The sequence below is a fragment of the Pseudomonas sp. 10-1B genome (assembly GCF_000935045.1).
GTDB lineage: Bacteria > Pseudomonadota > Gammaproteobacteria > Pseudomonadales > Pseudomonadaceae > Aquipseudomonas.
The window spans coordinates 53,209-76,842 of sequence record NZ_JYKS01000004.1 but is presented as its reverse complement, the minus strand read 5'-3'; the positions used below and the strand labels follow the sequence as shown (position 1 = coordinate 76,842).

The 23,634-nt window shown below is 59.0% G+C and carries 18 protein-coding genes and 4 pseudogenes; 16 read left to right on the top strand and 6 right to left on the bottom strand.

Going from position 1 to position 23,634, the window contains the following annotated elements:
• Positions 1-15 precede the first annotated feature (15 nt).
• Positions 16-1,254, bottom strand: a complete 1,239-nt coding sequence (locus TZ03_RS02310) for an OprD family porin (RefSeq protein ID WP_051095549.1) — start codon at positions 1,252-1,254, stop codon at positions 16-18.
• Between the two features lie 221 nt (positions 1,255-1,475).
• Between TZ03_RS02310 and TZ03_RS02305 the strand changes: the two genes are divergently transcribed.
• Entirely contained in the window at positions 1,476-1,676 is a 201-nt protein-coding gene (locus TZ03_RS02305) for a hypothetical protein (RefSeq protein ID WP_051095548.1), read from the top strand.
• A gap of 89 nt (positions 1,677-1,765) precedes the next feature.
• Here TZ03_RS02305 and TZ03_RS02300 read toward each other — a convergent pair whose 3' ends face one another.
• A complete protein-coding gene (locus TZ03_RS02300; protein WP_051095547.1) occupies positions 1,766-2,626 on the bottom strand; it encodes a LysR family transcriptional regulator in 861 nt (286 codons plus the stop codon).
• 91 nt (positions 2,627-2,717) lie between these two features.
• Here TZ03_RS02300 and TZ03_RS02295 point away from each other — a divergent pair, with 91 nt between their 5' ends.
• The 4 genes and pseudogenes from TZ03_RS02295 (at position 2,718) to TZ03_RS31865 (ending at position 4,893) form a co-directional block, all read left to right on the top strand.
• The gene (locus TZ03_RS02295; RefSeq protein WP_051095546.1) at positions 2,718-3,131 is read left to right on the top strand and encodes a VOC family protein; all 414 of its coding nucleotides are present in this window, start codon (positions 2,718-2,720) and stop codon (positions 3,129-3,131) included.
• 40 nt (positions 3,132-3,171) lie between these two features.
• A pseudogene (locus tag TZ03_RS02290) lies at positions 3,172-4,432 on the top strand (cation:dicarboxylate symporter family transporter).
• A gap of 121 nt (positions 4,433-4,553) precedes the next feature.
• Positions 4,554-4,829 (top strand): annotated as a pseudogene (locus TZ03_RS02285) (transposase); the annotation flags it as partial.
• Between the two features lie 4 nt (positions 4,830-4,833).
• Positions 4,834-4,893, top strand: a complete 60-nt coding sequence (locus tag TZ03_RS31865; RefSeq protein WP_414860299.1) for a hypothetical protein — start codon at positions 4,834-4,836, stop codon at positions 4,891-4,893.
• 66 nt (positions 4,894-4,959) lie between these two features.
• Here TZ03_RS31865 and TZ03_RS02280 read toward each other — a convergent pair whose 3' ends face one another.
• The 3 genes from TZ03_RS02280 to TZ03_RS02270 form a co-directional block, all read right to left on the bottom strand.
• A complete protein-coding gene (locus TZ03_RS02280; RefSeq protein ID WP_051095544.1) occupies positions 4,960-6,780 on the bottom strand; it encodes a CocE/NonD family hydrolase in 1,821 nt (606 codons plus the stop codon).
• A 42-nt stretch (positions 6,781-6,822) separates the two neighbouring features.
• Positions 6,823-8,277 carry a YfcC family protein gene (locus TZ03_RS02275; RefSeq protein ID WP_051095783.1) on the bottom strand — a complete coding sequence of 485 codons (1,455 nt, stop codon included), beginning with the start codon at positions 8,275-8,277 and terminating at the stop codon, positions 6,823-6,825.
• Between the two features lie 109 nt (positions 8,278-8,386).
• The gene (locus TZ03_RS02270) at positions 8,387-9,289 is read right to left on the bottom strand and encodes a LysR family transcriptional regulator (RefSeq protein WP_051095782.1); all 903 of its coding nucleotides are present in this window, start codon (positions 9,287-9,289) and stop codon (positions 8,387-8,389) included.
• Positions 9,290-9,489: 200 nt separating this feature from the next.
• Between TZ03_RS02270 and TZ03_RS02265 the strand changes: the two genes are divergently transcribed.
• From TZ03_RS02265 to TZ03_RS02255, 4 genes and pseudogenes are all read left to right on the top strand, one after another.
• Positions 9,490-10,716 (top strand): OprD family porin, encoded by a 1,227-nt coding sequence (locus tag TZ03_RS02265; RefSeq protein ID WP_051095543.1) that lies wholly within the window; start codon positions 9,490-9,492, stop codon positions 10,714-10,716.
• Between the two features lie 40 nt (positions 10,717-10,756).
• Positions 10,757-10,897, top strand: a pseudogene (locus TZ03_RS31860) (DNA polymerase V subunit UmuC); the annotation flags it as partial.
• A gap of 47 nt (positions 10,898-10,944) precedes the next feature.
• The gene (locus tag TZ03_RS02260; RefSeq protein ID WP_051095542.1) at positions 10,945-11,181 is read left to right on the top strand and encodes a hypothetical protein; all 237 of its coding nucleotides are present in this window, start codon (positions 10,945-10,947) and stop codon (positions 11,179-11,181) included.
• 413 nt (positions 11,182-11,594) lie between these two features.
• Positions 11,595-13,812: pseudogene (locus tag TZ03_RS02255) on the top strand (TonB-dependent siderophore receptor).
• A gap of 132 nt (positions 13,813-13,944) precedes the next feature.
• Here the strand turns inward: TZ03_RS02255 and prpR are convergent.
• Positions 13,945-15,897, bottom strand: a complete 1,953-nt coding sequence (gene prpR / locus TZ03_RS02250) for a propionate catabolism operon regulatory protein PrpR (protein ID WP_051095541.1) — start codon at positions 15,895-15,897, stop codon at positions 13,945-13,947.
• 201 nt (positions 15,898-16,098) lie between these two features.
• Here prpR and TZ03_RS02245 point away from each other — a divergent pair, with 201 nt between their 5' ends.
• The 7 genes from TZ03_RS02245 (at position 16,099) to TZ03_RS02215 (ending at position 23,266) form a co-directional block, all read left to right on the top strand.
• The gene (locus tag TZ03_RS02245; protein WP_051095540.1) at positions 16,099-17,157 is read left to right on the top strand and encodes a phosphotransferase family protein; all 1,059 of its coding nucleotides are present in this window, start codon (positions 16,099-16,101) and stop codon (positions 17,155-17,157) included.
• Complete coding sequence (locus TZ03_RS02240; protein WP_051095539.1) at positions 17,154-17,510, top strand: DUF6285 domain-containing protein; 357 nt, start codon at positions 17,154-17,156, stop codon at positions 17,508-17,510. The genes TZ03_RS02245 and TZ03_RS02240 overlap by 4 nt, the downstream gene beginning before the upstream one ends.
• Positions 17,511-17,561: 51 nt before the next feature.
• Positions 17,562-18,734, top strand: a complete 1,173-nt coding sequence (locus TZ03_RS02235; protein WP_051095538.1) for an acyl-CoA dehydrogenase family protein — start codon at positions 17,562-17,564, stop codon at positions 18,732-18,734.
• Positions 18,734-19,501, top strand: coding sequence for an SDR family NAD(P)-dependent oxidoreductase (locus TZ03_RS02230; protein WP_051095537.1), 768 nt, complete (start codon positions 18,734-18,736; stop codon positions 19,499-19,501). Before TZ03_RS02235 ends, TZ03_RS02230 begins: the two co-directional genes overlap by 1 nt.
• Positions 19,502-19,585: 84 nt before the next feature.
• A complete protein-coding gene (locus tag TZ03_RS02225) occupies positions 19,586-21,232 on the top strand; it encodes an acyl-CoA synthetase (protein ID WP_051095536.1) in 1,647 nt (548 codons plus the stop codon).
• A 55-nt stretch (positions 21,233-21,287) separates the two neighbouring features.
• A complete protein-coding gene (locus tag TZ03_RS02220) occupies positions 21,288-21,611 on the top strand; it encodes a DUF485 domain-containing protein (RefSeq protein WP_051095535.1) in 324 nt (107 codons plus the stop codon).
• A complete protein-coding gene (locus tag TZ03_RS02215) occupies positions 21,608-23,266 on the top strand; it encodes a cation acetate symporter (protein ID WP_051095534.1) in 1,659 nt (552 codons plus the stop codon). Before TZ03_RS02220 ends, TZ03_RS02215 begins: the two co-directional genes overlap by 4 nt.
• Positions 23,267-23,634 lie beyond the last annotated feature (368 nt).

The following is a 23,634-nucleotide window of genomic DNA, read 5'->3' as shown; positions in this document are numbered from 1 at the left end:
GCGCCGGGCACGGTTTCAAAGCAGTGGCAGCGTGTAGCTGAGAATCAGCCGGTTCTGGTCCAGTTCGGTGGCGCCGCGGCTGCGATAAATGCCGTTGCGCCAGCGCACGTTGAAGTTCTTCAGGGCGCCACTTTGGAAGGTGTACCCAAGGTCGGTATTGCGTTCCCATTCCTGACCTGCCGCGCCGCTTGAACTGTCGAAATGGTCACCCTTGAGGTAGCGGGTCATGAAGGTGAGGCCGGGAATGCCGATGGCGGCGAAGTCGAAGTCGTAGCGTAGTTGCCAGGAGCGCTCGCCGGGGCTGGCGAAGTCCGGCGACAACATCACGTAGTTGACCAGGTACGAGTCGGTACCATTGAGGTGCGGGAAGCCGGTTTCCCCGCTCATCTTCTGGTAGGCGATGCCAAAGGCGTGTCCACCGAGGGTATAGGTGAACTTGGCGCCCAGGGCATCGTTGTCGACGTTGGTGTTGCCGGCCTTGCGTGAGCGGGCATATCGCAAGTCGGTCTTGAGTGACTGGTTGTCGCCGATGGGCAGCGTATGCAGCACGTTGAGCATGTGCTGCTTGTAGTTCTGGTCGAGGTGGCCGTAGTCATAGACGGTCGTGAGCCGTTTGCTCCAGTCGTAGCGTAACCCAGCGAAATTGAACTCATCGGTGTCCTGCCCACCGCGAATGTTGCTGCCTGCCACCGTCATCTGCTCATTGGCGCTGTCGTTACGCACCCGGTTGCGTGTCAGGCGCCCGGCGTTGAACGTAAGACCGTCGATTTCACGGGAAACAACGTGCGCCCCCTCGAACGTTTGCGGCAGCAGACGTGACTCGTTGCTGCGAACGGTCTGCATCTTCGGTATCAGTGTGCCTACCCGCAATGTGCTCTTGGATAGGCGCAATTTACCGGTCAGGCCGAGCTTGCTGTAGTCGTCGGGGGCATGCTCATCGCCGACGGGCAGCAGACCGCTGTTTTGCCGGTCCGGCCCGGAGTCCAGTTTGACCCCCAGCATGCCCAAGGCATCGATGCCAAAGCCGACCGGGCCTTCGGTGAAGCCTGACTCGAAATTGAGAATGAAACCCTGGGCCCATTCCTCGCGTTTGGATTGGCGGGCATTGGGTTGGCGGTAATCGCTGTTGAAGTAGAAGTTGCGTAATTCCAGGTCGGCCTTGCTGTCGGCAAAAAACTCGGCAAGGGCGGGCGTGGGCAGCAGCGAGGCGAGGGCGGCGGTACTCGCGCCCAGAGAGAGGGGTGACATGCGCATTGGTTCGTTCCCTTCACGCGTTATTGTTGTTGGTCGCGTTGCCAGGGCTGTGTTTACAGCCCGGCGAGAACGATAAAAGTAATCAGTAGAGATTTAAAATATATAAAAAATTGCATTTTCATATTTTAAATGTATGTTGTTAATCGCCATAAGTCTACCCAGTGACCAGAATCGTAGCGCGGGTTATCGTGGGTATGGATGGAACACAAAAGGAGGCCTGCATGCTGTGGCTCGGAACCGACAAGGCTAGGTTCAAGATTCAGCGGCGCATCGCGAGCGTCGTCTTGTTTATCGCGGTCTTCTTTCTGGCCGCACAGGTCGAAGCATGGTTCTCAGGTAACGCCGATTTTGGCGATGTACTGAAGGGCGTCTTCTTGACCGGTTTTGCTGGGGGGATGTTCTACCTGGCAGGCAGATGGTGAGCCTGGCCGCCTTCTGTGGTCGGAATGTGGCATGTGCCCTTTGGGAGTAAATTTTTGCAGTGAATCATGCACGGGTATATCAGTGTTTTTTATATCGAGATTAAGATCTCTCTAAGAAGGTTGATCGCAGAGGAGTTCGCGCATGATGCATCATATGCCAATACAATTTCTCTGCAGTACTTTGGTTCGGTATTGACGATTGTGAAGGCAGAAAGGTAATCGGCTTGGTCGAGCCACTGCGGGACTAACGATACGCCTTGGCCATAAGATACCAGCAAGTCAATCGCCTCCAGGGAGTCAATGTCGTACGATACTCGACTGTAGATTTCATAATCATCAAGGTAGCGCTGAGCCAGTTGACCTCCCCAAGAGTGCATGTAGTATCTTATATAGGGTTCAGTTTGAAGTACCTTCAGGATCTCATCTTCTGATACAGGTTGCCTGCTTAATAGTCCGAGGGGCTCACGGCGCAGTAAGGATGTGCGTATGGATTTCGGCGTTAAAAAGGGTGGGTTAACCAAAATGGCAGCATCGAGATCGCCGCTCGTTAGCTTGTCGTAAAGTAATTTTGAGTCTCCCGGGGTGATTTTCAAACGTACATTAGGGGCTTGTAAGGAAATTTTCTCCAGCGCTGAAGGAATAATGCCTGTCAGGGCTGTTGATATTGCGCCTAGGCGTAACTCTGCACTAATGCCGTTCAGTTGAAGGTCGAATTTTAGTTCTCGGGCTTGATTGATAATGGCTCTAATTTTTTGTGTTACATTATCGAGTTTGTGGTTTGGTTTTATGGAGTGAGCTTCGCGATTGAATAACTCGCACTCCATTTGTTTTTCAAAACTTTGAACGCGAAGGCTGACCGCGGTGGGTGAGACATTCAGTTTTTTGGCGGCGCCTGCTATGGAGCCGCAATCTATGACAGAGATAACCGTTTCTAAAGTTTTAATGTCCATATGGATTTCTTATGCTGAGACCAAGATTTGGCTAGTGTACATGCATCACGCTGTTTGAAAACATATGACCCCTTGTTGAGGAGGTTATTTTATGTTTACGCCTTTCCATATCGCCTATCACGTCACCAGTCTTGAAGAGTCAAGAAAATTCTATAAAGATTTCTTAGGGTGTGTCGAGGGCCGCAGCACTGATACCTGGGTTGATTTCGATTTCTTTGGGCATCAAATCTCTCTTCACCTGGGCGAACCCTTCAAAACCACCCGTACCGGGAAGGTTGGCCAGCACATGGTACTCATGCCTCACATTGGGGTGGCCTTGCCCCTCGATCGCTGGCTAGAGCTGGCGGAGCGCCTTGATAAAAAAGGGATGGTTTTCGAAATTCCACCTGTAATTCGATTTGAAGGTGAGCCTGGAGAGCAGCGCACTATGTTCTTCGTCGATCCCAGTGGCAACCCAATTGAAATTAAAGGTTTTAAAGATTTTTCCGCGATTTTTGCTTCTTGATTTGTTTCAATAAAAATAATAGAGATGATGTGCCATGGCCATGACCAAAAAGATCAACTTGATCACTCAAATCGCAATCGGTTTGATCGCAGGTGTTTTAGTAGGACTGTTGCTCAACTATTTTCCCCAGCACAAGCTATGGCTTGTTAGTCAGGTGTTGCAGCCGGCTGGTGATGCCTTTATCAAACTGATGAAGATGATCATCGTGCCACTCGTTTTCTCTTGCATGGTGGTAGGGATCGCGGGTTCTGGTGGGCGGGCATTGGGACGAATAGGCACCAAAAGTCTCGTGTACTTCTTTTCCGTTACGGGTGTAGCCATCGTTTTTGGGCTGCTTGTGGGGAATCTCCTCCAGCCTGGCGTCGGAGCCGATTTCGCGACCGCCACGAGTGCGGTTGTCAATACACCTGTGCAAGACAGCTCGCAAGGGCTTGGAAAGGTACTTCTAGGAATAGTTCCTGAGAACGTAATTGCGGCTATGGCGGAAGCAAAACTACTATCCGTACTTTTCTTTGCTATCGTTTTCGGGGTTGCGCTATCATCGCTTGATGAGCAAAGAAAACTACCGCTCGTAAATGTATTGCAATCCGTTGCAGATACAATGTTCAAGGTTACGAATATGGTAATGGCTTATTCCCCCCATTGGTGTATTTGCGTTGATCGCTGTCGCTGTGTCTAGTTTCGGTATTGAATCTTTGCTGCCTCTTGCTAAGCTCATAGGTGTAACCTATGTCGCAGTTGTGTTTTTTGCTGTCGTGGTATTGGGCTTGATAGCAAAGCTTGTAGGTGAAAGTATTTTTGAGATCATCAAAGCTTTCAAGGACGAACTTGTTCTCGCGTTCAGTAGTGCTAGCTCCGCCACCGTTATGCCACAGTTGATGGCTAAAAGTGAGGCAAGAGGTGTGCCCCGTAGTGTGACCACGCTGGTGATCCCTCTGGGTTACTCATTCAATCTTGATGGTGCGTCTCTATTTGCAGGCCTGGGTACACTCTTTATTGCGCAGGCTTACAATGTCGAGCTGAGTCTTGCTGACCAGGTCATGCTTGTTTTCATTATGGTGCTTACATCAAAGGGCGCTGCAGGCGTGCCTGGATTCATGTTTATTATTTTAACTGCGACTCTATCTGCCGCCGGCTTGCCACTCGAAGGTGTAGCACTGATTGCAGGTGTGTATAGGCTAATGGACATGCCTGTCACAGCATTGAACGTGCTTGGTAACGCCTTGGCTCCCGTCGTGGTCGCGAAATGGGAGGGCCGATCTTTGAAGCGTACTACGGTACAAGGTCAGACAGCTATATAGCCTTCCGGTATGCGCTGTACTCCAGTTTTCCGGGGCCGTGGCGGCCCCGGCGATCCGAATGTGGTCATGAATGCCATTGATAGGAGCCGTCATGGGTAGCTTTGTCTTCAAACCGCCTGCTGAGAAAACTCAGATCCAGGCGCTGGATCGTACTCAGCCAATGCTGCAACTTCGGCCTGGGCAGATCGAGCGGCGAACCCATGATTACAAGCGCCATGGCACGGCGAGCTTGTACGCCGCGTTCGACATCATGACCGGTGAAGTCATGGGCCGGATTACCCAGCGGCATCGGGCCAAGGAGTTTTTGGATTTCCTTCGGCAGGTTGATAACAGCACGCCTGCCGAACTGGATCTCCATGTGATCCTGGACAACAGTTCGACCCACAAAACTGCGTCGGGAGATGATGAGCCAAAGCTTCACGACGCGGGTCGATGAGCTCTGGACTGTTTACTGCAAGTGATCTCAGCAAAAGCCCAGAGCGTGCGCCAACGAGTTTAACAGGCAGCGTATAGCTTGCTCGCTATGGCTAGGTGGGGAGCACGGTCAGGGCGACACGAGAAGGTTTTTCGCTGCTCATATGAACCGTATTCCGAGCTACCCGCTTGTTTGCAGCGAGCCCTTCAGGCTCACCACTATTAGGGTTCACATCGAAGCGGGGGAAATTGCTGCTCGCAATATCAATGCGCAGGCGATGGCCTTCCTTGAAGCGATTACAGGTGGCAAATGGAGTGATTGATACCTTGAAGCACTGCCCAGGCACCGTGGGCGAAGGCTCACTCCAGGAGTTCCGGTATCGGGCACGAATAATGCCATCCGTGATGTTCATTGCGAAGCCGTCTGGGTAGTCAGTGCTCGGCGGGTACACATCGACAAGTTTTGCGGTGAAGTCGGTGTCGAGGCCATCTGTCTCCACCCACAGTTCGAACTCAATGCTACCGGCAACCACTATGTCGGAGGTCAGGGGTTCGGTTTCGAAGCTGAGCACATCAGGCCTTTCGATCAACGGCAGGTTGTCTCCTCGGGCGCCGAAGAACCTGGATGATTCGCGCTGGTCGTATGCACCGCCCGCAAATACGGGAGCGCCCGACGTGAGTGCTCCGCCAATGGTTGGTACTGGCTGGCGGGGATCTGACAGATAGGTTTGGCTGGCAGAAGTGGTGGGAGCGTTTTCTCGCAAAATACCGTCAGCGTGGAAGTGAAGTGTCAGTTGCTGACTACCAGGCAGTGGCCACTGGGGCGCTGTTAGCCATTCCCCGCCATGATTGATTCGCTGGTACTCGTCTCTGCGACCCGAACCGCCACCCATGATGAACACTTGCACCTCTTGGGGAGAAATCGTTTCTGGAGTTGGCTGAAGGAGGTGAGTTTCGAACCACTGCAGGCGGCAAGCAAGCCAGTCGCTCTCCACATGCCCATCGAACGCTGCAGCCTGCCCATACTCGGCGTCCCCGCTGTAGGTGATGTTTCGGTCACCGTGAAGCCAAGGCCCCATGATCAAGCGCTGAGGAGCATTGCCGTGGCGCGTGAAGGCATCAAAGTTGTCCAAGGTGGAACTGACGTAGGCGTCGTACCAGCTGGACATGTGGAGGACTGGGATATCCGGGATTCTGGCTCGATAGTGATCGGCGCAGATACCCAGTTGTTTCCAGTAAGCGTCGTAGCTACCACGTCGCCATTGATCGAGTAGGTAATCCTCGTACTCCGGTGCATGGCGCAGCGGTGAGTGTCCTGCTCGCCACGGCATGTTGGCGAACCACGCATGTATGTCTTCCTTCTCGAGCGATGCTCGCAGGAGAGGGTCAGCCTTTGCTGCCGGGCTTTCCTTGGCCTGTTTGTAGGCCCAGGTAGCTTGCTTGAGTTCGAATGCGCCACCTTGGCGAATACCGCATTGGAAAGCATTGGCGAAACCACCCGAATCGAGCACCATCGTACAGAGACCCGGTGGGTTGAGGCAGGCCATGGCTAGCTGAGTATGTGCAGCGTAGGAGAGCCCCATACTGCCGACTCGGCCATTGCACCAAGGCTGCTCTACCAACCAGGCAAGTGTGTCGTAGCCGTCCTCGCCTTCGTTGACGTATTTGACGAATTCACCCTCAGATCCATATCTTCCTCGGCAATCCTGGAACACGGTTACGAAGCCCTTGGCGGCAAACGCAGCGGCCATCTCCTCTCGACCGAGATGGTGTCCGTCGAAACGCTTCTCCGAACGGGACGGCAAGGATTTGTTGTAAGGGGTTCGTTCAATGATCACCGGAAGCGGAGTGATCGTGGCGTCGGGCAAGTAAACGTCCGTGGCCAGCCGAACGCCATCGCGCATCGGCACCATCAGGTTTTTCATAGCGTGCATGTTTGCGACTCTGAATTGCTGGGCTGCCGGGGCAGCCCGAATTTAGTAACCGACGAAGACGGCGATGCTGAGGAGTGCCAGGGCCATTGCAGTAAAAATGAGGAAAAGTGGCCAGATGAAACGTGCCCACTGTCCCCAGCCCACTTGCGCCGTTGCCAGCAGAACCAGCAAACCGCTGGAGGTAGGGGTTATGAGGTTGGTCAGCCCGTTGCCGAGCAGGAAGGCATACACGGTGGTTTGCGGTGTGACGCCAGACAGTTGGCCGAGCGGGCCGAAAATTGGCATGGTTACAGCTGCTTGGCCAGAAGTAGACGGAATCAAGACATCGAGGCCTAACTGGGCGAAGAACATACCGAACGCTGACACCAGTGGCCCATGCGCACCAACCAGTTCCGAAAGATGGTTGACGATGGTGTCGAGTACCTGGCCGGTGCTCAGAATGATCTCCACCGCTGTGGCTAGGCCGATCAATACCCCAGCCATCAACACTTTTTTCATGCCATCCACGAAGGCGCCCGCAGCTTCGCTGGCACCTATACCGGCAACGACAGTGAATACCATGCTGAGCGCCAGGTAGTAAGCGGACAGCTCTGGGTACTTCCAGTGCCACTTGTTCGAGGCATACACCAGGAATGCGACGCCGAGCACCAGGAGGATGAGATTGGCAGCGTGGCGTGGGTGCAGGCGTGATTGCTTGAAGTCGAACTGAGCGGTGCTGTCAAAACCGTGCCGGCGAATGCTCAGTAACACGAAAGCGATACCTACAACCAGGAAGGTTAGGTAGGCTACCACCCGCATGTTCAGGCCGCTGAACATGGGCACGCCCACCAGAGGCTGGGCTACTGCTAATGCTACGGGGTTAGTGATCGAGCCGAGGTAGCCGACCTTTACCGATATGGCGACGATTGCCAAACCGATGATGTTGGGAAGGCCAAGCCTGTTAGCCATCGCAACCATCAACGGCACGATCAGGATGAATTCTTTGGCGAGCCCCATGAAAGTGCTACCTGCAGAAAACACCAGCATCAGACAGGGTACGAGAACGTAGATGTTCCCTTTGGTCAGGCCCAAGATCCTCTCGAGGCCTGCGTCGATTGCTCCGGCCTTGTTCAGGACGCCGAACATCCCGCCGATGAACAGCACCATGAAGATCAGTCCGGCACGCTTCTCGATGCCCTGTGGGATCGCCGTGAACGCTTCTAGTAGGGAAACAGGACGTGCTACTTCGGCATTTGCAACACGTGGTTCCACAGAGAACAACTGAGTCAAGCCAGAATCCTTTTGCAGGGTCTGGTACGAGCCCGGAATGACGGCTATGTCTTTGCGCTCAAACTGACCTGAGTCCACGAAGTACGTGAACGCCAGCGCCATGAAAACGATGCTCAGTAGGATTAATGCTGGGTTGAGCTGTTTGGACGGTTTGTTGGAAGCGGGGCTGGAAGGTGCAGCCTTATCAACCTGTTCGGCTATTACCGACGGAGAGTGGGAGCGGTTCATAGTGCGCATTCTCGATTGTTGTTCTTGGGGTGCCCAGGCGTTATGGCGGCACACTAGAACAACCCTCGTCATCGCTCAATCTTATGAATGATTCGGGTTGCCCTATGCGTTATCTGTCATTCGAGATCGCTCTGAGGCGCTCACTCATGTGATTTGCAAACGCCTCGACCAGTCGGGAGCGCGGTTGATCTTTGCGGAAAATCAGACCGAACCGATAGGGCAGCATAGGTCGGAGAGGCCTGATCAAGAGCGGAAGACCACCTGTGTCTCGGGCCAGCAAACCATTGATAATCGAGACCCCCATCCCCTCTGCAACGAATGCGCAGGCTGCACTGACGGAGTGAACTTCGACTCGAACCTGCGGGGTCACACGAGCCTCGCGAAAGCGCTGATCCAGTTCTGAGCGAAGATTGCGTTGCCGCCCCAAAAGCACCAGGGGAACCTCTCGAAGATGATCAAGAGTGACCTCGGATAGTTCTGCCAAAGGATGTCCCTCAGGCATCACGCAGACCCCCTCGGTCTCCAGCACCGGTTGTACCTCGAAATCTGGAAGCTCTGCAGGCAATCGGACAAACGCGAAGTCTGCACTGCGGTCTAGAACAGCGCGCTCCAAGGTGTCATAGCTTCCGGTAAGGATTTCAACGACTACATCTTCCCGCTCGCGCAGGAACTCAGCCACGATGCTGGGTAGCAAGTGATGAGTCATGCTGGTCGGTACTGCCACCCGGAGCAAGCTTCGCTGTGAGCGACCTACCCTAAGCTCGTCTGCCAAACGCTGAACACGCTGGAGATTGTCGACGAGCGCAGAGACCTGGCCCAACAACTCCTGTGCCTCAGGCGTCGCCATCAATCGACCTTTTCGGCGCAGGAAAAGCGAGAAGCCTAAATGCTCTTCCAGCTGTGTTAAAAGCCGGCTGACAGCTGACTGGGATAGATCCATCCGGGTAGCTGCTCCAATGGTAGAGCCGGTCGCCATGATGGCTTGAAAAGCTTCGAGCTGCTTGAGGTTCACGTCCTGCTCCCAACGATGTGACCAGGAGCGTGCGCATAGGGTAATGCGCATCGCTCATAACGTTGTGACTTGGTTCACAGGGCGGTAGTGTCCGCCGCACGAACACGTTGAGTCCAGTCTTTACCGATATTGCGGCTGGCTCCTTCCAACTGTTCGATTGCCAATCTGCCAACAATCACAACACATAGCAGAGACTTCCAATGCGCATGCTTTTGAGCACGAGCACCCTCGCTTGCGCGGGTGTGATGACCAGCCTCGTCCCCGATTTGGCAGTTGCCGAATTCTTCAAAGATTCCCAAGCCCGTTTGCAGCTTCGCAATTACTACTTCAACGACGACTATCGCGACGGCGGCAATGACCGAAGAGAGTGGGCTCAAGGTTTCATTCTCAAAGCACAATCGGGCTTTACCGAGAGTACGGTCGGGTTCGGGATGGAGGCATTGGGGCTTTCAGGAATACGGTTGGATTCAAGCCGGACTCACGCAGGGACGGGGCTTCTTCCTGTTCATGATGATGGCCGGGCTGCTAGCGAATACTCCAGCCTTGGGATCACTGCCAAGCTTCGCTGGCAAGATACGCTCCTCAGCACAGGCACGTTGTTGCCCAAGATCCCAGTGCTTGTTTACAACGATGGGCGCCTCTTGCCTCAGACGTTCCAAGGCACTCAAATCGAGTACACTGGCATTGACCGGCTCTATGCTCATGCTGGTCACCTAGACAAGCTCAAGGCGCGGAACTCTACCGATAGCGTTGATATCTTCCCGCAAGGCTACTCGGGAAGCGAAGGCACCGACTTCGACTTTGCCGGATTGCGCTACGACCTCAGCAAGCAACTCAGCATGAGCACCTATTACGGTGAACTCCGCGATTTCTATCGGCAGCAATTCTATGGCCTGGTGTACACAGCCCCTGCAGGGAAGGGGACGCTGACGACTGATCTCAGGTACTTCATCAGCGACGACGCCGGAGCCGGTCGTAATGGCGCTGTCGATGCCAACATGTTTAGTGGGCTGCTCACCTATCGTCGAGCAGGACATTCCCTTGGTTTCGGTTACCAAAAAGTCGATGGAAGCACAGCGCTGCCATATGTGAGCGTGAGCACGGTTTACTCGTTCAGTAATGCCAGCATCGGTAAGTTCATCCAGCCTGGTGAGCGCACCTGGATGCTCCGTTATGACTTCGACTTTGCCAGCGTCGGCGTGCCTGGTTTGGCATTCATGACACGGTACTACCACGGTAGCGGGGGCGATTATCGCGGGCTGGATGCCAGAGAGCATGAGACTAATACGCAGCTGAAATATGTGATTCAGGATGGCGTTTTTAGGGGGGTGGGGGCCGAGCTACGACGCGCCACATCACGAAACACCTACGCCAGTGATCGCGACAACGTTCGGGTGTATCTGACTTACGAGATTGCGTTGTGGTGAGCTGCTACATTCGGCGAGCAGCGTGCGTTAGCTGACATAGGCAGCGCAGGAGGGCGTGGAGCGGGTGTTCCGGCAGGGCTTCCGTTACAGCAAGGCTGAGGTGCTACTGATTGACCTCAGCCAGCGGAACGAAATCACGGGTGACCTATTTGCGGCGGCTCAGCCGGTGGCGAGTGAAAAGCAAGCTCATCTCTGTGCAATGAGCTTGCTTAGCCGAGGAGAGCGCGCATGGACGATGAGATTCAGGAAAGGAACAGACCTTCCTTCAACGAGTCGCTGGATAAAATGATGGGCGATGCCTGGAGCGAAGTTAAAGATGACTTTTCTCATGGGACAGGCATGGCCCGTGCTGCTTCGGCGGCCAAGCTGGTCGGCAAAGGATCGTTGTACTTCGGTGTGAAATTTATCCAGAATTTGCCTCAAGCCATCGAAAAAATGAAAGAGAAGCAAGCTAAGGAGCGCTAAGCCCACTGCGGTAGCCGGACGCTTGATAGATCCGCGCACTCCTTACGGGCGCGACGCCATTATCCAGGTAGCAGCTTGAGGCTACCTGGTGTTTCACCCTAGAGATGGTCTGAAATAGCCATGCATCTCTGGCTGACTTCAGCGGCAGCCAATTTCAAAAGCGTCCGACTGAACACTCAGATCGGTCGCGCTTTTCTACTTCCTCAGCCAGGCGATGCTGGCATGCAGTTCCACGGAAGCAGGGCTTCGTAGTCTCAACCATGAAAGGGCTCATGCTTCCATGACGGCCGACGAGGGAGGGCTGGCCCTCCAAAATAGAATTCGAGCAAATATGATATTTATTATCATATGCGTATGATTTTCATGTAGATTTGCGCCTCAAGGATTTTTCATGCGCAAGGAGTCAGCCCGCAATGCCCCCGTCGATCAACCATTCCATGACACTTACCCTTGGTCTGTGTGCTTCCGTGTTCAGCCCGTTATCCCTGGCCGAGGCGCAAACCAAATCCGAAGGTAGTGTGCTGGAGCTTGGTTCCACTGATGTGGTTGCTACCAGCTTGGGTAGTACCACTGAAAACAGTGGCTCCTACACCACCGGTAGCATGAGCGCAGCCACGCGCTTGAACCTCTCGATCAAGGAAACACCCCAATCGGTCTCGGTGATATCCCGGCAACAGTTGGACGATTTCCAGCTCAACACCTTGTCCGAGGCCATGGCCCATGTGACGGGGGTGACCGTTCAGCGAAATGACTCGGAGCGACCGACCTACTACTCACGTGGCTACGCGATCAATAATTTCCAGATCGATGGAATGCTCAACACGTTCTCGGGGGCTTAAGTCCGACTCCGATACCATCATCTACGATCGAATCGAAGTCGTGCGGGGAGCCACTGGGCTGACGACAGGAGCTGGCGATCCATCGGGCACTATCGCCATGGTGCGCAAGCGCCCAACGCATGAGTTGGCGGTAAAAAGTGGGGTAAGTGGGGGCAGCTACGACAACTACTACACCTACCTGGATGTCGGCGGCCCATTAGGCTGGGAGGGCCGGCTGCGCGGTCGCACAGTGTTGGCGTATCGCGACAACAAGTCGTTCATGAATAAATACGCCACTCAGCGTGAGGTGGCATATGGCGTGCTCGAAGCCGACCTGACCGACAGCACAGTCCTGGCGGTGGGATATGACTATCAGAACAAGCACGTCCAAGGTTCTTCATGGGGTACGGTGCCTTTCTGGAATGCCGATGGCAGCAAAGCCAACCTGCCACGCTCGACCAACCTCAGTGCCCCATGGTCTTCCTGGCCATTGAAAGACCAGACGGTATTCGCCACCCTTGATCAGCGCCTAGGTAACGACTGGCTGATGAAGGTGGCCTACACCCATCGGCAAACCGACAGTGACGGCAAGGTGTACTACGGAGGAAATGGTTTCCCGGAAGCTGACCGCAGTGGCATGCGGGCCTGGTACTCGCATTTTGGGGGCGAGGAGAAGATGGATGCGATCGACTTCAACCTTGCTGGCCCCTTCCAATTACTGGGTCGCAGCCATGATTTCATGATCGGCTACGGCGAGTCGGAGCGGCGCAATAGTGAGCCATATCGCCTCGATCTACCTGTGCCCCAGGACTACGACAAAATCCCCGATTGGAAGTACATGGGATCGATCCCTAAATTCTATGACATCGATACCGGGCTGGATGGCGCGCGCTCCTACACCCGTCAGAAGGCCGGTTACATCGCAACACGCCTGAACCCCACGGACCGCCTTCACTTCGTGATTGGCAGCCGCTACGGCAGTTGGGAGACGGAGCGTCGGGAATGGGACTATGACGACGCCCTGAATGTCGCTGGTCAGTCCACCACCAAGCAGACCCAAAACGATCAATGGACACCCTACGCCGGTGTGCTCTTTGACCTGACTGAGCAGTTCACCGCGTATGTCAGCTATACCGACATTTTTAACCCGCAGACCGTGAGAGACGTCAACAAACAGTATATTGAACCTATCGTTGGCAAAGTCTACGAGGTAGGTCTCAAGGGCAGTATGTTCGAGGAACGGCTGAACCTGAGCACTGCCGTGTTCCGCAGTAAACAGGACAACGTGGCGGAACAGGATGACTCGGTGCCGCCCAATGGCAATGAAATTTTCTACAAAAGCGGCGGCAAAGGTGTAGTCGTTGAAGGTTTCGAAGCTGAAGTCGCGGGCGAGGTGATGACCGATTGGCAGATGAGCCTGGGCTACAGCTACACCCATGCCGCCACAGCTGAGAAGAAGCGAAAGAACACTGAGCAGCCATTGAACCTGGTGCGCTTCTCCAGCACTTACAAAATGACGCCTGCATTGACCGTGGGCGCGAGCCTCGATTGGCAGAGCGACAACTTCAAAATAGGCAACCGCCCAGTCGGACGCGACGGCGACAGGATCATCACTGTCAAAGACAAGATCGGCCAGAAGGCGTTCTCGGTGGTTGGGTTGATGGCACGCTATCAAATCGATGAACACCTGGCAGCGTCGGTTAACGTGAAGAACCTTTTCGATGAGCATTACTACAACAACGTTGGATTCTACAACGGCGTTTACCAGGGTGAGCCACGGACAATGATGGTCAGCCTGGACTGGAAATTGTGAGGCTATGGCGCTGCCGAGCGTGGCGCCTGACGCTGCTGGTTATGTGATGCGAGCAACATAAAGGGTTGTTTGGATCGTCACCTGCCTCATGCCAAGCGCTTTTCAGAGCTAGCCGCCGTTTCCTGCTTCCCCTCAATGGGCCGATCGCAGCCGCCGCCACAAAGTGGTCCGGCTGATGCCGAGGCGACGGGCGGCTTCGTCGAGGTTGCCGTGGCAGCTCTCCAGCGTTTCCTTTACATGGCGCAGTTGGGCAGCCTTGCCGATGGTGTGCAGGTCGGTTTCGCCTGGCGATTTTTTCCGGGCGGGTGAAAGGGCAGGGCCTTCACACAGCTCAGGCAGCACGCGAGCCAGGTACTGCTCGTCCACGCGGTGCCCCTGAAGCAGTTCGCGTGCCGAGAGCATCGCCCGCTCGATCACGTTCTCCAGCTCCCGGACATTGCCTGGCCAGGCATAACGTTCAAGGTACGGCAGCAGTGCGGCAGGTATTTCTGCGGCGCCCGCCGGCTGGCCCTGAACGAGCAGGCGCTGGCTGATGCCTGCGCAGATCAGGGCAATGTCCTCAGGCCTTTCTCGCAGCGCAGTGGTTTGCAGGCGCAGGATATTGAGCCGGTAATAAAGATCGGTACGAAAATCGCCATCATCCATCGCGGCACGCAGGTCCTGATGAGTGGCGGCGATGATGCGCACGTCAATGGCGATGGGTTCTGTGCTGCCCAGGCGCAGGACTTCGCGCTCTTGCAGCACGCGCAGCAGGCGTGTTTGCAGCGACACCGGCATGTCGCCGATCTCGTCGAGGAACAGTGTGCCGCGGTGCGCGGCTTCGAACAGCCCCGGCTTGCCGCCTTTGCGCGAGCCGCTGAAGGCGCCTTCCTCGTAGCCGAACAATTCACTTTCCAGCAGCGACTCGGGAAACGCCGCGCAGTTGATGGCGACGAAGGGGCCTTGTCGACGCGGGCTCTCGTTGTGGATCCCTTGGGCCAGCAGCTCCTTGCCGGTGCCGCTTTCGCCAGTGATCAAGATGGTCGAATGGCTGGCGGCGAAACGCTTGGCCAGTTGCAGCATGTCGCGGTTGATCTTGCTGTTGCCGTTGAGCTGTTCGAGCCGGTAGCGGGCGCTGAAGGCGCCGGGGCGGCGGGCGGAGCGGATGCGTTGGTCCGCGCGCTGCACGGCGGTGATGTCCTGGCAGGTGAGCACCAGGCCGGTGCGCTCGCCGTTTTCGAGGATAGGCAGCAGGTTGCTGACCACTGCGTGCGAACCCAGCCGGATCACCCGGTTTTCTTCGCCGGCCCCCTCCTGTAGCGCTTGCTGCAAGTCCAGTTCCGGGCACAACTGCTGTAAAGGCCGGCCCAGGGCGGCGCTGACCGGCAAATCCAGCAGTTGGGCAAGGGCCGGATTGAGCGATTGCACCACGCCTTGGTTGTCGACTGCGGCCACGCCGCTCGGGATGTGTTGCAGCACGGCGTTCAAATGCCGGCGCTTGGCTATTTCCATGCGCTGGCTGTCGAGGATACCCATGGCCTCCTCGAGCGCCTTGCGCACGGTGTCCTCGCTTAGCGACAGCACGCCGTGCAGGCCTGTCTGTTCCGCCAGCTCCACCACCGTCGATGAACCGATGATGCTGCGACAGCCCAGCAAGGCGGCCTGTTCGACGGCTTGGCGTGCCTCGTCCAGGGAGGTGTAGGTGGCCTGGTGAACCTGCACGGTGAACAGCGCGCGCAGGGCCTGCAGGTCGTGGTTGATGCGGTTGTAGCTGAGCAGGGCCACATGCGAGGAGTGCTCGCGAGCTTGGCCCAGCGCCCGCAACAAATCGTCGCCGCCCACGCGCATCGTCAGTACCGGGCGTGTCAGGTGCTTGCGCAGGTAGGCAGCGGTGGCACCGGCACAGACGAACACGTCGGCCTCACCCCGCTGCTCCAGCTCACGAGCAGTCTGCAGGGCTTCGGATACCGATGTGTCGAGCACCTGGATATGGGTGTTGGGGTAATCCGCCGTGAGCGCGGCCACCATGTGGGCGAGGCGGCTGCCGTGCTGGGGACGTTGCAGGTGGCTGATCAGCACGATGACCTGGGAGGTGGGCGAGTGCATGGCAGGGCCTGTTCAGAGTTGAAATGTTTCGATACTGGATCAGTTCATTGCAAAAGTGAAATGCAGCGTGCTTTCACGCGCCATGCTGAAAAGGCTGAAGGCCATGGCCGGCGCGGCCTTCAGGCAGTTTTTGAAAAATTGGCCCGAGCATTGCTGATGGTGTCCTGCCAACCCTAAATCGAAGGCGGGGCCCATAGACCCATGAGCAGTTCCCCTACCATTTCACTGGCCAGCGAAACCTGCGCGGCCAACCCCAACGACCAGCGCCTGGTCGACTTCATCCGCGGACATGCTGCGGCAACACAGGTGGTCATCCAGGCACGCAAGCGCCTGAGCGGCGGCGCCATCCAGGAAAACTGGCTGCTGGACCTGCTGATCGAGGGCGGCCCGTGGGCCGGTGCCCAGCGCTGGGTGTTGCGTAGCGATGCGCTCTCCGCGCTGCCCGCCAGCCTCGACCGTGAGCAGGAGTTCGCGGTGCTGCAGGTGGCTCATCAAGCCGGTGTGAAAGTGCCGCGCCCGCTGTGGCTGTGCCGGGATGTGCGCGTGCATGGACGGGTGTTCTTCCTGATGGAATATGTGTCGGGTATCGCTGCCGGGCGCTTGCTCAGCGCCGACGCCGGCCCCCAGGGCCGGGCGCAACTGGCGGCACAGCTTGGCGCCAACCTGGCGCGTCTGCATCAGGTTCGCCCGCCGTGCGCCGCGCTGGGCTTCCTGCCTGTGTCGGACAGTTCCCCCGCCCTGGCGACCATCGACGCCTACCGCCGCTACCTCGACACCCTCGCCGACGCCTATCCAGTGCTGGAGTGGGGCCTGCGCTGGTGCGAGCTGCATGCGCCGCGCAACAGCACCCTGTGCCTGTTGCACCGTGACTACCGTACCGGCAACTACCTGGCCAGCGAGCAGGGGCTCGAAGCCGTGCTCGACTGGGAGTTCACCGGCTGGGGCGACCCTTGCGAGGACCTCGGCTGGTTCACCGCCCGCTGCTGGCGCTTCACCCGCCCAGACCTCGAAGCCGGTGGCATCGGTCAACTGGAGGACTTCCTGCGCGGCTACCACGAGGTGTCTTCGCTGTGTATCGAGCCCAGCCAGCTCCACTACTGGCAGGTCATGGCCACCCTGCGCTGGGCGGTGATCGCCCTGCAGCAAGGGCAGCGCCACCTGTCCGGCGAAGAACCTTCCATCGAGCTGGCACTGACCGCACGGCTGCTGCCGGAGCTTGAACTCGACATCCTGCACATGACCGGAGCCGAAGCGCCATGACCCAGCCCAATGCCGACGAACTGCTCGAGATCGCCCGTGCAACGCTCCTGGAACAGCTGCTGCCAGCGCTGCCCGGCGAGCTGCGCTACCCGGCCCTGATGATCGCCAATGCCATGGCCATCGCGGCCCGTGAAAGCCGACTGGGGACCCAGGCCGAGGACCAGGAGCAGGCGCGGCTGGCCGCTTTGGTCGACGAAGCGCCATCGACGTTGCCCGACATGCGCCGCCAACTGGCCCACGCCATTCGCCAGGGCAACCATGATGCCCCGCAAACCCGCCGCACCCTGATCGAGGCATTGCGCCAGGTCACCGTCGCCCGATTGGCGATCAGCAACCCCAAGGCCTTGCCCTGAGCGGCGCCAGCCAACCCATTCCCCGACAGACAAGCACACAGAAGGACAGCCATGAACTTCACCCTCCCGGACGAACTGCTCGCCTTGCAGGCCAAGACCCGAGACTTCATCGCCGAACAGGTCATCCCGTTCGAGAACGACCCACGTCAGGACAGCCACGGCCCCAGCGACGCCCTGCGCCAGGACCTGCTGGCCCGCGCCCGTGCCGCCGGCTTGCTGACACCCCACGCCAGCCGCGAAATGGGCGGCCTGGAACTGAGCCATATGGCCAAGGCGATCGTCTTCGAAGAGGCTGGCTATTCACCGCTGGGCCCGGTGGCGCTGAACATCCATGCGCCGGACGAAGGCAACATCCACCTGATGGACGTGGTCGCCACCGAGGCGCAGAAGGACCGCTGGTTACGCCCGCTGGTCCAGGGCCATGCCCGTTCGTGCTTCGCCATGACCGAACCTGCCCCAGGCTCCGGCTCGGACCCCTCGATGCTGCGCACCACCGCCACCCGCGATGGCGACGACTACCTGATCAATGGCCGCAAGTGGCTGATCACCGGGGCCGAAGGCGCCGACTTCGGCATCATCATGGCGCGCATGGAGGACGGCACGGCGACCATGTTCCTGACCGACATGCAGCGCGACGGCATCACCCATGAGCGCCAGTTGGACTCGCTGGACAGCTGCTTCACCGGCGGCCACGGGCAGCTGCGTTTCGACAACCTGCGCATACCGGCGAGCGATGTGCTCGGCGAGATCGGCAAGGGCTTCCGTTATGCCCAGGTGCGCCTGGCCCCGGCGCGGCTGACCCACTGCATGCGCTGGCTCGGCGCCGCGCGCCGCGCCCACGATATTGCCTGCGACTATGCGCGCACCCGCGACGCCTTCGGCAAACCCCTGGGTGAGCACCAGGGCGTGGGCTTCATGCTGGCCGACAACATGATGGACCTGCACGTGGTGCGCCTAGCGGTCTGGCACTGTGCCTGGGTGCTCGACCAGGGCCGGCGCGCCAATGTCGATTCGAGCATGGCCAAGGTGATCAGCGCCGAGGCGTTGTGGCGGGTGGTCGATCGTTGCGTCCAGGTCCTGGGCGGGCGCGGGGTGACCGGAGAGACCGTGGTGGAGCGGATCTTCCGCGACATTCGCCCGTTCCGCATCTATGACGGCCCGAGTGAAGTGCATCGCATGAGCCTGGCGAAGAAGCTTCTCGATCAGCGCCTGGAGGCCCACTGATGCAGCCGAACCTGACCCGACTGTTCGCCCTCGACGGACGCCGCGCCTTGGTGACCGGCGCCTCCAGCGGCCTGGGCCGCCACTTCGCCATGACCCTGGCCGCCGCAGGCGCCGAGGTGGTGGTGACCGCCAGGCGCCGGGCGCCGCTGCAGGCGCTGGTGGAGGCCATCGAGGTGGCGGGAGGGCGGGCGCACGCCTTTGCCCTCGACGTGACCTGCCGTGAGGACATCTGCCGGGTGCTCGATGCCGTCGGCCCGCTGGACGTGCTGGTCAACAACGCGGGGGTAAGCGACAGCCAGCCCTTGCTGGCCTGCGACGATCAAAGCTGGGACCGCGTGCTCGACACCAACCTCAAGGGCGCCTGGGCCGTGGCCCAGGAAAGCGCCCGGCGCATGGTCGCCGCGGGGAAGGGGGGCAGCCTGATCAATGTCACTTCGATCCTCGCCAGCCGTGTGACCGGTGCCGTGGGCCCTTATCTGGCGGCCAAGGCCGGCCTGGCTCATCTGACCCGCGCCATGGCACTGGAGTTGGCGCGCCATGGCATCCGGGTCAACGCCCTGGCGCCCGGCTACGTGATGACCGACCTGAATGAGGCGTTCCTGGCCAGCGAGGCCGGGGAAAAGCTGCGCTCGCGTATTCCCGGGCGGCGCTTCAGCGTGCCGGCGGACCTGGACGGCGCCTTGCTGCTGCTCGCCAGCGATGCCGGGCGAGCCATGAGTGGCGCTGAGATCGTGGTTGACGGCGGCCATTTGTGCAGCAGCCTGTAACGCGCCCTGGCGCAATAACAACAAGAAACAGGAGGTATGTATGTGCGCGCAATACCTGAGCAATGAGTCGATGAGGTGCCTGCCATGATGGTTCCAACCCTCGAGCACGAGCTCGCTCCCAACGAAGCCAACCATGTACCGCTGTCGCCGCTGTCGTTTCTCAAGCGTGCCGCGCAGGTGTACCCGCAGCGTGATGCGGTGGTCTATGGCACGCGGCGCTACAGCTACCGCCAGTTGCACGAGCGCAGCTGCGCGCTGGCCAGTGCCCTGGAGCGGGTCGGCGTGCAGCCGGGCGAGCGGGTGGCGATACTCGCGCCGAACATCCCTGAAATGCTCGAGGCGCACTATGGCGTGCCCGGTGCGGGCGCCGTGCTGGTGTGCATCAACATCCGCCTGGAGGCGCGCAGCATCGCCTTCATCTTGCGTCACTGTGCGGCCAAGGTATTGATCTGCGACCGTGAGTTCGGTGCGGTGGCTCATCAAGCGCTTGCCATGCTCGATGCACCGCCATTGCTGGTGGGTATCGATGATGAACAGGCCGAGCGCGCCGACCTGGCCCACGATCTGGACTACGAAGCGTTTCTGGCCCAGGGCGACCCCGGGCGGCCGCTGAATGCGCCGCAGAACGAATGGCAGTCGATCGCCATCAACTACACCTCCGGCACCACGGGCGACCCCAAGGGTGTGGTCCTGCATCACCGCGGTGCCTACCTCAACGCCTGCGCCGGGGCGCTGATCTTCCAGTTGGGGCCGCGCAGCGTCTACCTGTGGACCTTGCCGATGTTCCACTGCAACGGCTGGAGCCATACCTGGGCGGTGACCTTGTCCGGTGGCACCCACGTATGCCTGCGCAAGGTCCAGCCTGATGCGATCAATGCCGCCATCGCCGAACATGCCGTGACCCACCTGAGCGCCGCACCGGTGGTGATGTCGATGCTGATCCACGCCGAGCATGCCAGCGCCCCTCCGGCGCCGGTCTCGGTGATCACCGGCGGCGCCGCGCCGCCCAGCGCGGTCATCGCCGCGATGGAGGCACGCGGCTTCAGCATCACCCACGCCTATGGCATGACCGAAAGCTACGGCCCCAGCACCCTGTGCCTGTGGCAGCCGGGGGTCGATGAGTTGCCGCTGGAGGCCCGGGCCCAGTTCATGAGCCGCCAGGGCGTCGCCCACCCGATGCTCGAAGAGGCCACGGTGCTGGATACCGATACCGGCCGCCCGGTCCCGGCCGACGGCCTTACCCTTGGCGAGCTGGTGGTGCGGGGCAACACCGTGATGAAAGGCTACCTGCACAATCCAGAGGCTACCCGTGCCGTGTTGGCCAATGGCTGGCTGCACACGGGCGACCTGGCCGTGCTGCACCCGGACGGCTATGTGGAAATCAAGGACCGGGCCAAGGACATCATCATTTCCGGCGGCGAGAACATCAGCTCGCTGGAAATCGAAGAAGTGCTCTACCAGCACCCCGAGGTGGTCGAGGCCGCGGTGGTGGCGCGCCCGGATTCGCGCTGGGGCGAGACACCTCACGCTTTCGTCACCCTGCGCGCTGATGCACTGGTCACCGGGGACGATCTGGTCCGCTGGTGCCGTGAGCGCCTGGCGCACTTCAAGGCGCCGCGGCATGTGTCGCTCACCGAGCTGCCCAAGACCGCCACCGGCAAGATCCAGAAGTTCGTCCTGCGCGAGTGGGCCCGGCAACAGGAGGCGCAGACCGCCGACGCCGAGCACTGATTGTGCTGCAACACCTGCACACCCATAACAACAACTACATTGACCGAGGTGTCCCATGTCCAGCCTGTTATACGCGCGTGTTCGCGCCAATGCCCGGTTCCAGCAACTGGTGGCGCGCAGAAACCGCTTCACCCTGAGCTTGTTCGTGCTGATTCTGGTCACGTTCTATGGCTACATCGGGTTGGTGTCGTTCTGGCCCGAGCTGATTGCCAGGCGCCTGGCCCAAGGGTCGAACATGACCGTCGGCGTCGCTGCCGGCGTCTTCCTGTTCGTGTTCTTCTGTGCCTTGTCGGCGTTCTACGTGTACCGGGCCAATGGCGAGTTCGATCGCCTGACCCAGGCGCTGCTCAGCGGGCTGGAAGAGGAGCAGGGCGCATGAAAAAACTATTGCCTCTGGCCCTGCTGCTGCACTCTGGCCTGCTGCTGGCTTCGCCCGCCCTCGACGCGGGCCAGCGTCAGCCGTTCAACCTGCATGCCATCGGCATGTTCATGGTGTTCGTGCTGTTCACCTTGTGCATCACCTGGTGGGCGGCGCGTCGCACCCGCTCGACGGCGGACTTCTACAGCGCCGGTGGCGGCATCCAGGGCTGGCAGAACGGCCTGGCGCTGGCCGGTGACTACATGTCCGCCTCGACGCTGTTGGGGATCACCGCGCTCATCTACACCTCCGGCATGGATGGCTACATCTACCTCATCGCCTTCTTCGCCGGTTGGCCGGTGTTGCTGCTGTTGATGACCGAGCGGCTGCGCAACCTGGGCCGCTTCACCTTCGCCGACATTACCTCCTACCGCCTCGACCAAGGCAAGGTGCGCACCATGGCCGCCATCGGCTCGCTGACGGTGGTGTGTTTCTACCTGGTGGCGCAGATGGTCGGGGCCGGGCAGTTGATCAGGCTGCTATTCGGCCTGGACTACCATATCGCCCTGGTAATCGTCGGCGCGCTGATGATGCTGTATGTGACCTTCGGCGGCATGGTGGCGACCACCTGGGTGCAGATCATCAAGGCGTTCCTGCTGCTGGTCGGCGGCTCGCTGGTGCTGTTCCTGGCGATGCGCGAGTTCGACTTCAGCTATGACACGCTGGTCAGCCAGGCCATGGACACCCATGCCCTGGGCGAACGCCTGCTGGCGCCCGGCAGCCTGCTGGCCGACCCGTTGACCGCACTGTCGCTGAGCCTGGGGCTGGTGTTCGGCACCGCCGGGCTGCCGCATATCCTGATGCGCTTCTTCACCGTCAGCGATGCCCGGGAGGCGCGCAAGTCGGTGCTCTATGCCACCGGGTTCATCGGCTACTTCTTCAACGTCATTTTCCTGCTGGGCCTGGCGTCGATCGTGATCGTCAGCCAGCAACCGCAGTTCTTCGAGGGCGGGGAGGTGGGTGGCAAGTTGCTGGGTGGGGGCAACATGGTGGTCATGCACTTGGCCCAGGCCGTAGGCGGCAACCTGCTGCTGGGCTTTTTGTCGGCCGTGACCTTCGCCACCATCCTGGCCGTGGTTTCAGGCCTGGCCCTGGCCGGGGCGTCCGCCATCGCCCATGACCTGTATGCGCGGGTGATCATGAAGGGCGCGGCCAGCGAGGCGCAGGAACTGCGGGTGACCAAGCTGGCCACCCTGAGCCTTGGGTTGGTGGCGATAGCCCTGGGCATCGTGTTCGAAAACATCAACGTCGCGTTCATGGTCGCGCTGGCCTTCGGCATCGCCGCTTCGGCCAACTTCCCGGTGCTGTTCCTGTCGATGTTCTGGTCTGGGCTGACCACCCGTGGCGCGTTGGCCGGTGGCTACGTAGGGTTGCTCAGTGCCATGGGCTTCGTGGTGTTTTCCAAGCTGGTGTGGGTGGATGTGTTGCACTTTGCCGAACCGCTGTTCCCCTATACCCAGCCTGCGCTGTTCTCCATGCCGTTGGCGTTCTTGGTGGCGTATAGCGTTTCCCGGCTGGATCGCACTGCGCGGGCCAAGGCCGAAAGGGCGGCCTTCGCCGACCAGTTCGTCCGGGGCCAGACCGGCCTTGGCGCCAGTGGTGCAGTCGATCACTGAGTCACAAGTGGCCGCTGGCGGATGAGTGCCAGCGGCCTTGTGAGCCCTTGCTAGTAACCCCTGAAGATCTCCCCGATGCTGGTGATCGGATGCCCCATGTGCTGCGCTGTCCCCCGGTTGACGAGGGACGGCCGGGGGGCAAGAAGGGCACTCAGGAAAATGGCCAGCGTCAACACAGCCAGTAGAAAACCAAATCGGCGCATATGATCCTCCAGCGTTTTTATAGTTGTTGTCTTCGGGTTCGATCCGAGAAAGCACGGTTATTGCCCTAATGTCGGTCAGTTAAGCCGTAGTGGCAGCCATTGGGGCTGCTTTGCAGCCCATCGCAGGCAAGCCAGCTCCCACAGGTACCGCGCAGATCTCAAGCT

Coding starts and splice junctions, on each gene's coding strand:
- TZ03_RS02260 (WP_051095542.1), top strand. CDS start 10,945: ATGGACGATGAGATTCAGGAAAGGAACAGACCTTCCTTCAACGAGTCG.
- TZ03_RS02305 (WP_051095548.1), top strand. CDS start 1,476: ATGCTGTGGCTCGGAACCGACAAGGCTAGGTTCAAGATTCAGCGGCGC.
- TZ03_RS02300 (WP_051095547.1), bottom strand. CDS start 2,626: ATGGACATTAAAACTTTAGAAACGGTTATCTCTGTCATAGATTGCGGC.
- TZ03_RS02245 (WP_051095540.1), top strand. CDS start 16,099: ATGAGCAGTTCCCCTACCATTTCACTGGCCAGCGAAACCTGCGCGGCC.
- TZ03_RS02275 (WP_051095783.1), bottom strand. CDS start 8,277: ATGAACCGCTCCCACTCTCCGTCGGTAATAGCCGAACAGGTTGATAAG.
- TZ03_RS02240 (WP_051095539.1), top strand. CDS start 17,154: ATGACCCAGCCCAATGCCGACGAACTGCTCGAGATCGCCCGTGCAACG.
- TZ03_RS02310 (WP_051095549.1), bottom strand. CDS start 1,254: ATGCGCATGTCACCCCTCTCTCTGGGCGCGAGTACCGCCGCCCTCGCC.
- TZ03_RS02295 (WP_051095546.1), top strand. CDS start 2,718: ATGTTTACGCCTTTCCATATCGCCTATCACGTCACCAGTCTTGAAGAG.
- TZ03_RS02225 (WP_051095536.1), top strand. CDS start 19,586: ATGATGGTTCCAACCCTCGAGCACGAGCTCGCTCCCAACGAAGCCAAC.
- TZ03_RS02235 (WP_051095538.1), top strand. CDS start 17,562: ATGAACTTCACCCTCCCGGACGAACTGCTCGCCTTGCAGGCCAAGACC.
- TZ03_RS02220 (WP_051095535.1), top strand. CDS start 21,288: ATGTCCAGCCTGTTATACGCGCGTGTTCGCGCCAATGCCCGGTTCCAG.
- TZ03_RS02215 (WP_051095534.1), top strand. CDS start 21,608: ATGAAAAAACTATTGCCTCTGGCCCTGCTGCTGCACTCTGGCCTGCTG.
- TZ03_RS02230 (WP_051095537.1), top strand. CDS start 18,734: ATGCAGCCGAACCTGACCCGACTGTTCGCCCTCGACGGACGCCGCGCC.
- TZ03_RS02265 (WP_051095543.1), top strand. CDS start 9,490: ATGCGCATGCTTTTGAGCACGAGCACCCTCGCTTGCGCGGGTGTGATG.
- TZ03_RS02280 (WP_051095544.1), bottom strand. CDS start 6,780: ATGCACGCTATGAAAAACCTGATGGTGCCGATGCGCGATGGCGTTCGG.
- prpR (WP_051095541.1), bottom strand. CDS start 15,897: ATGCACTCGCCCACCTCCCAGGTCATCGTGCTGATCAGCCACCTGCAA.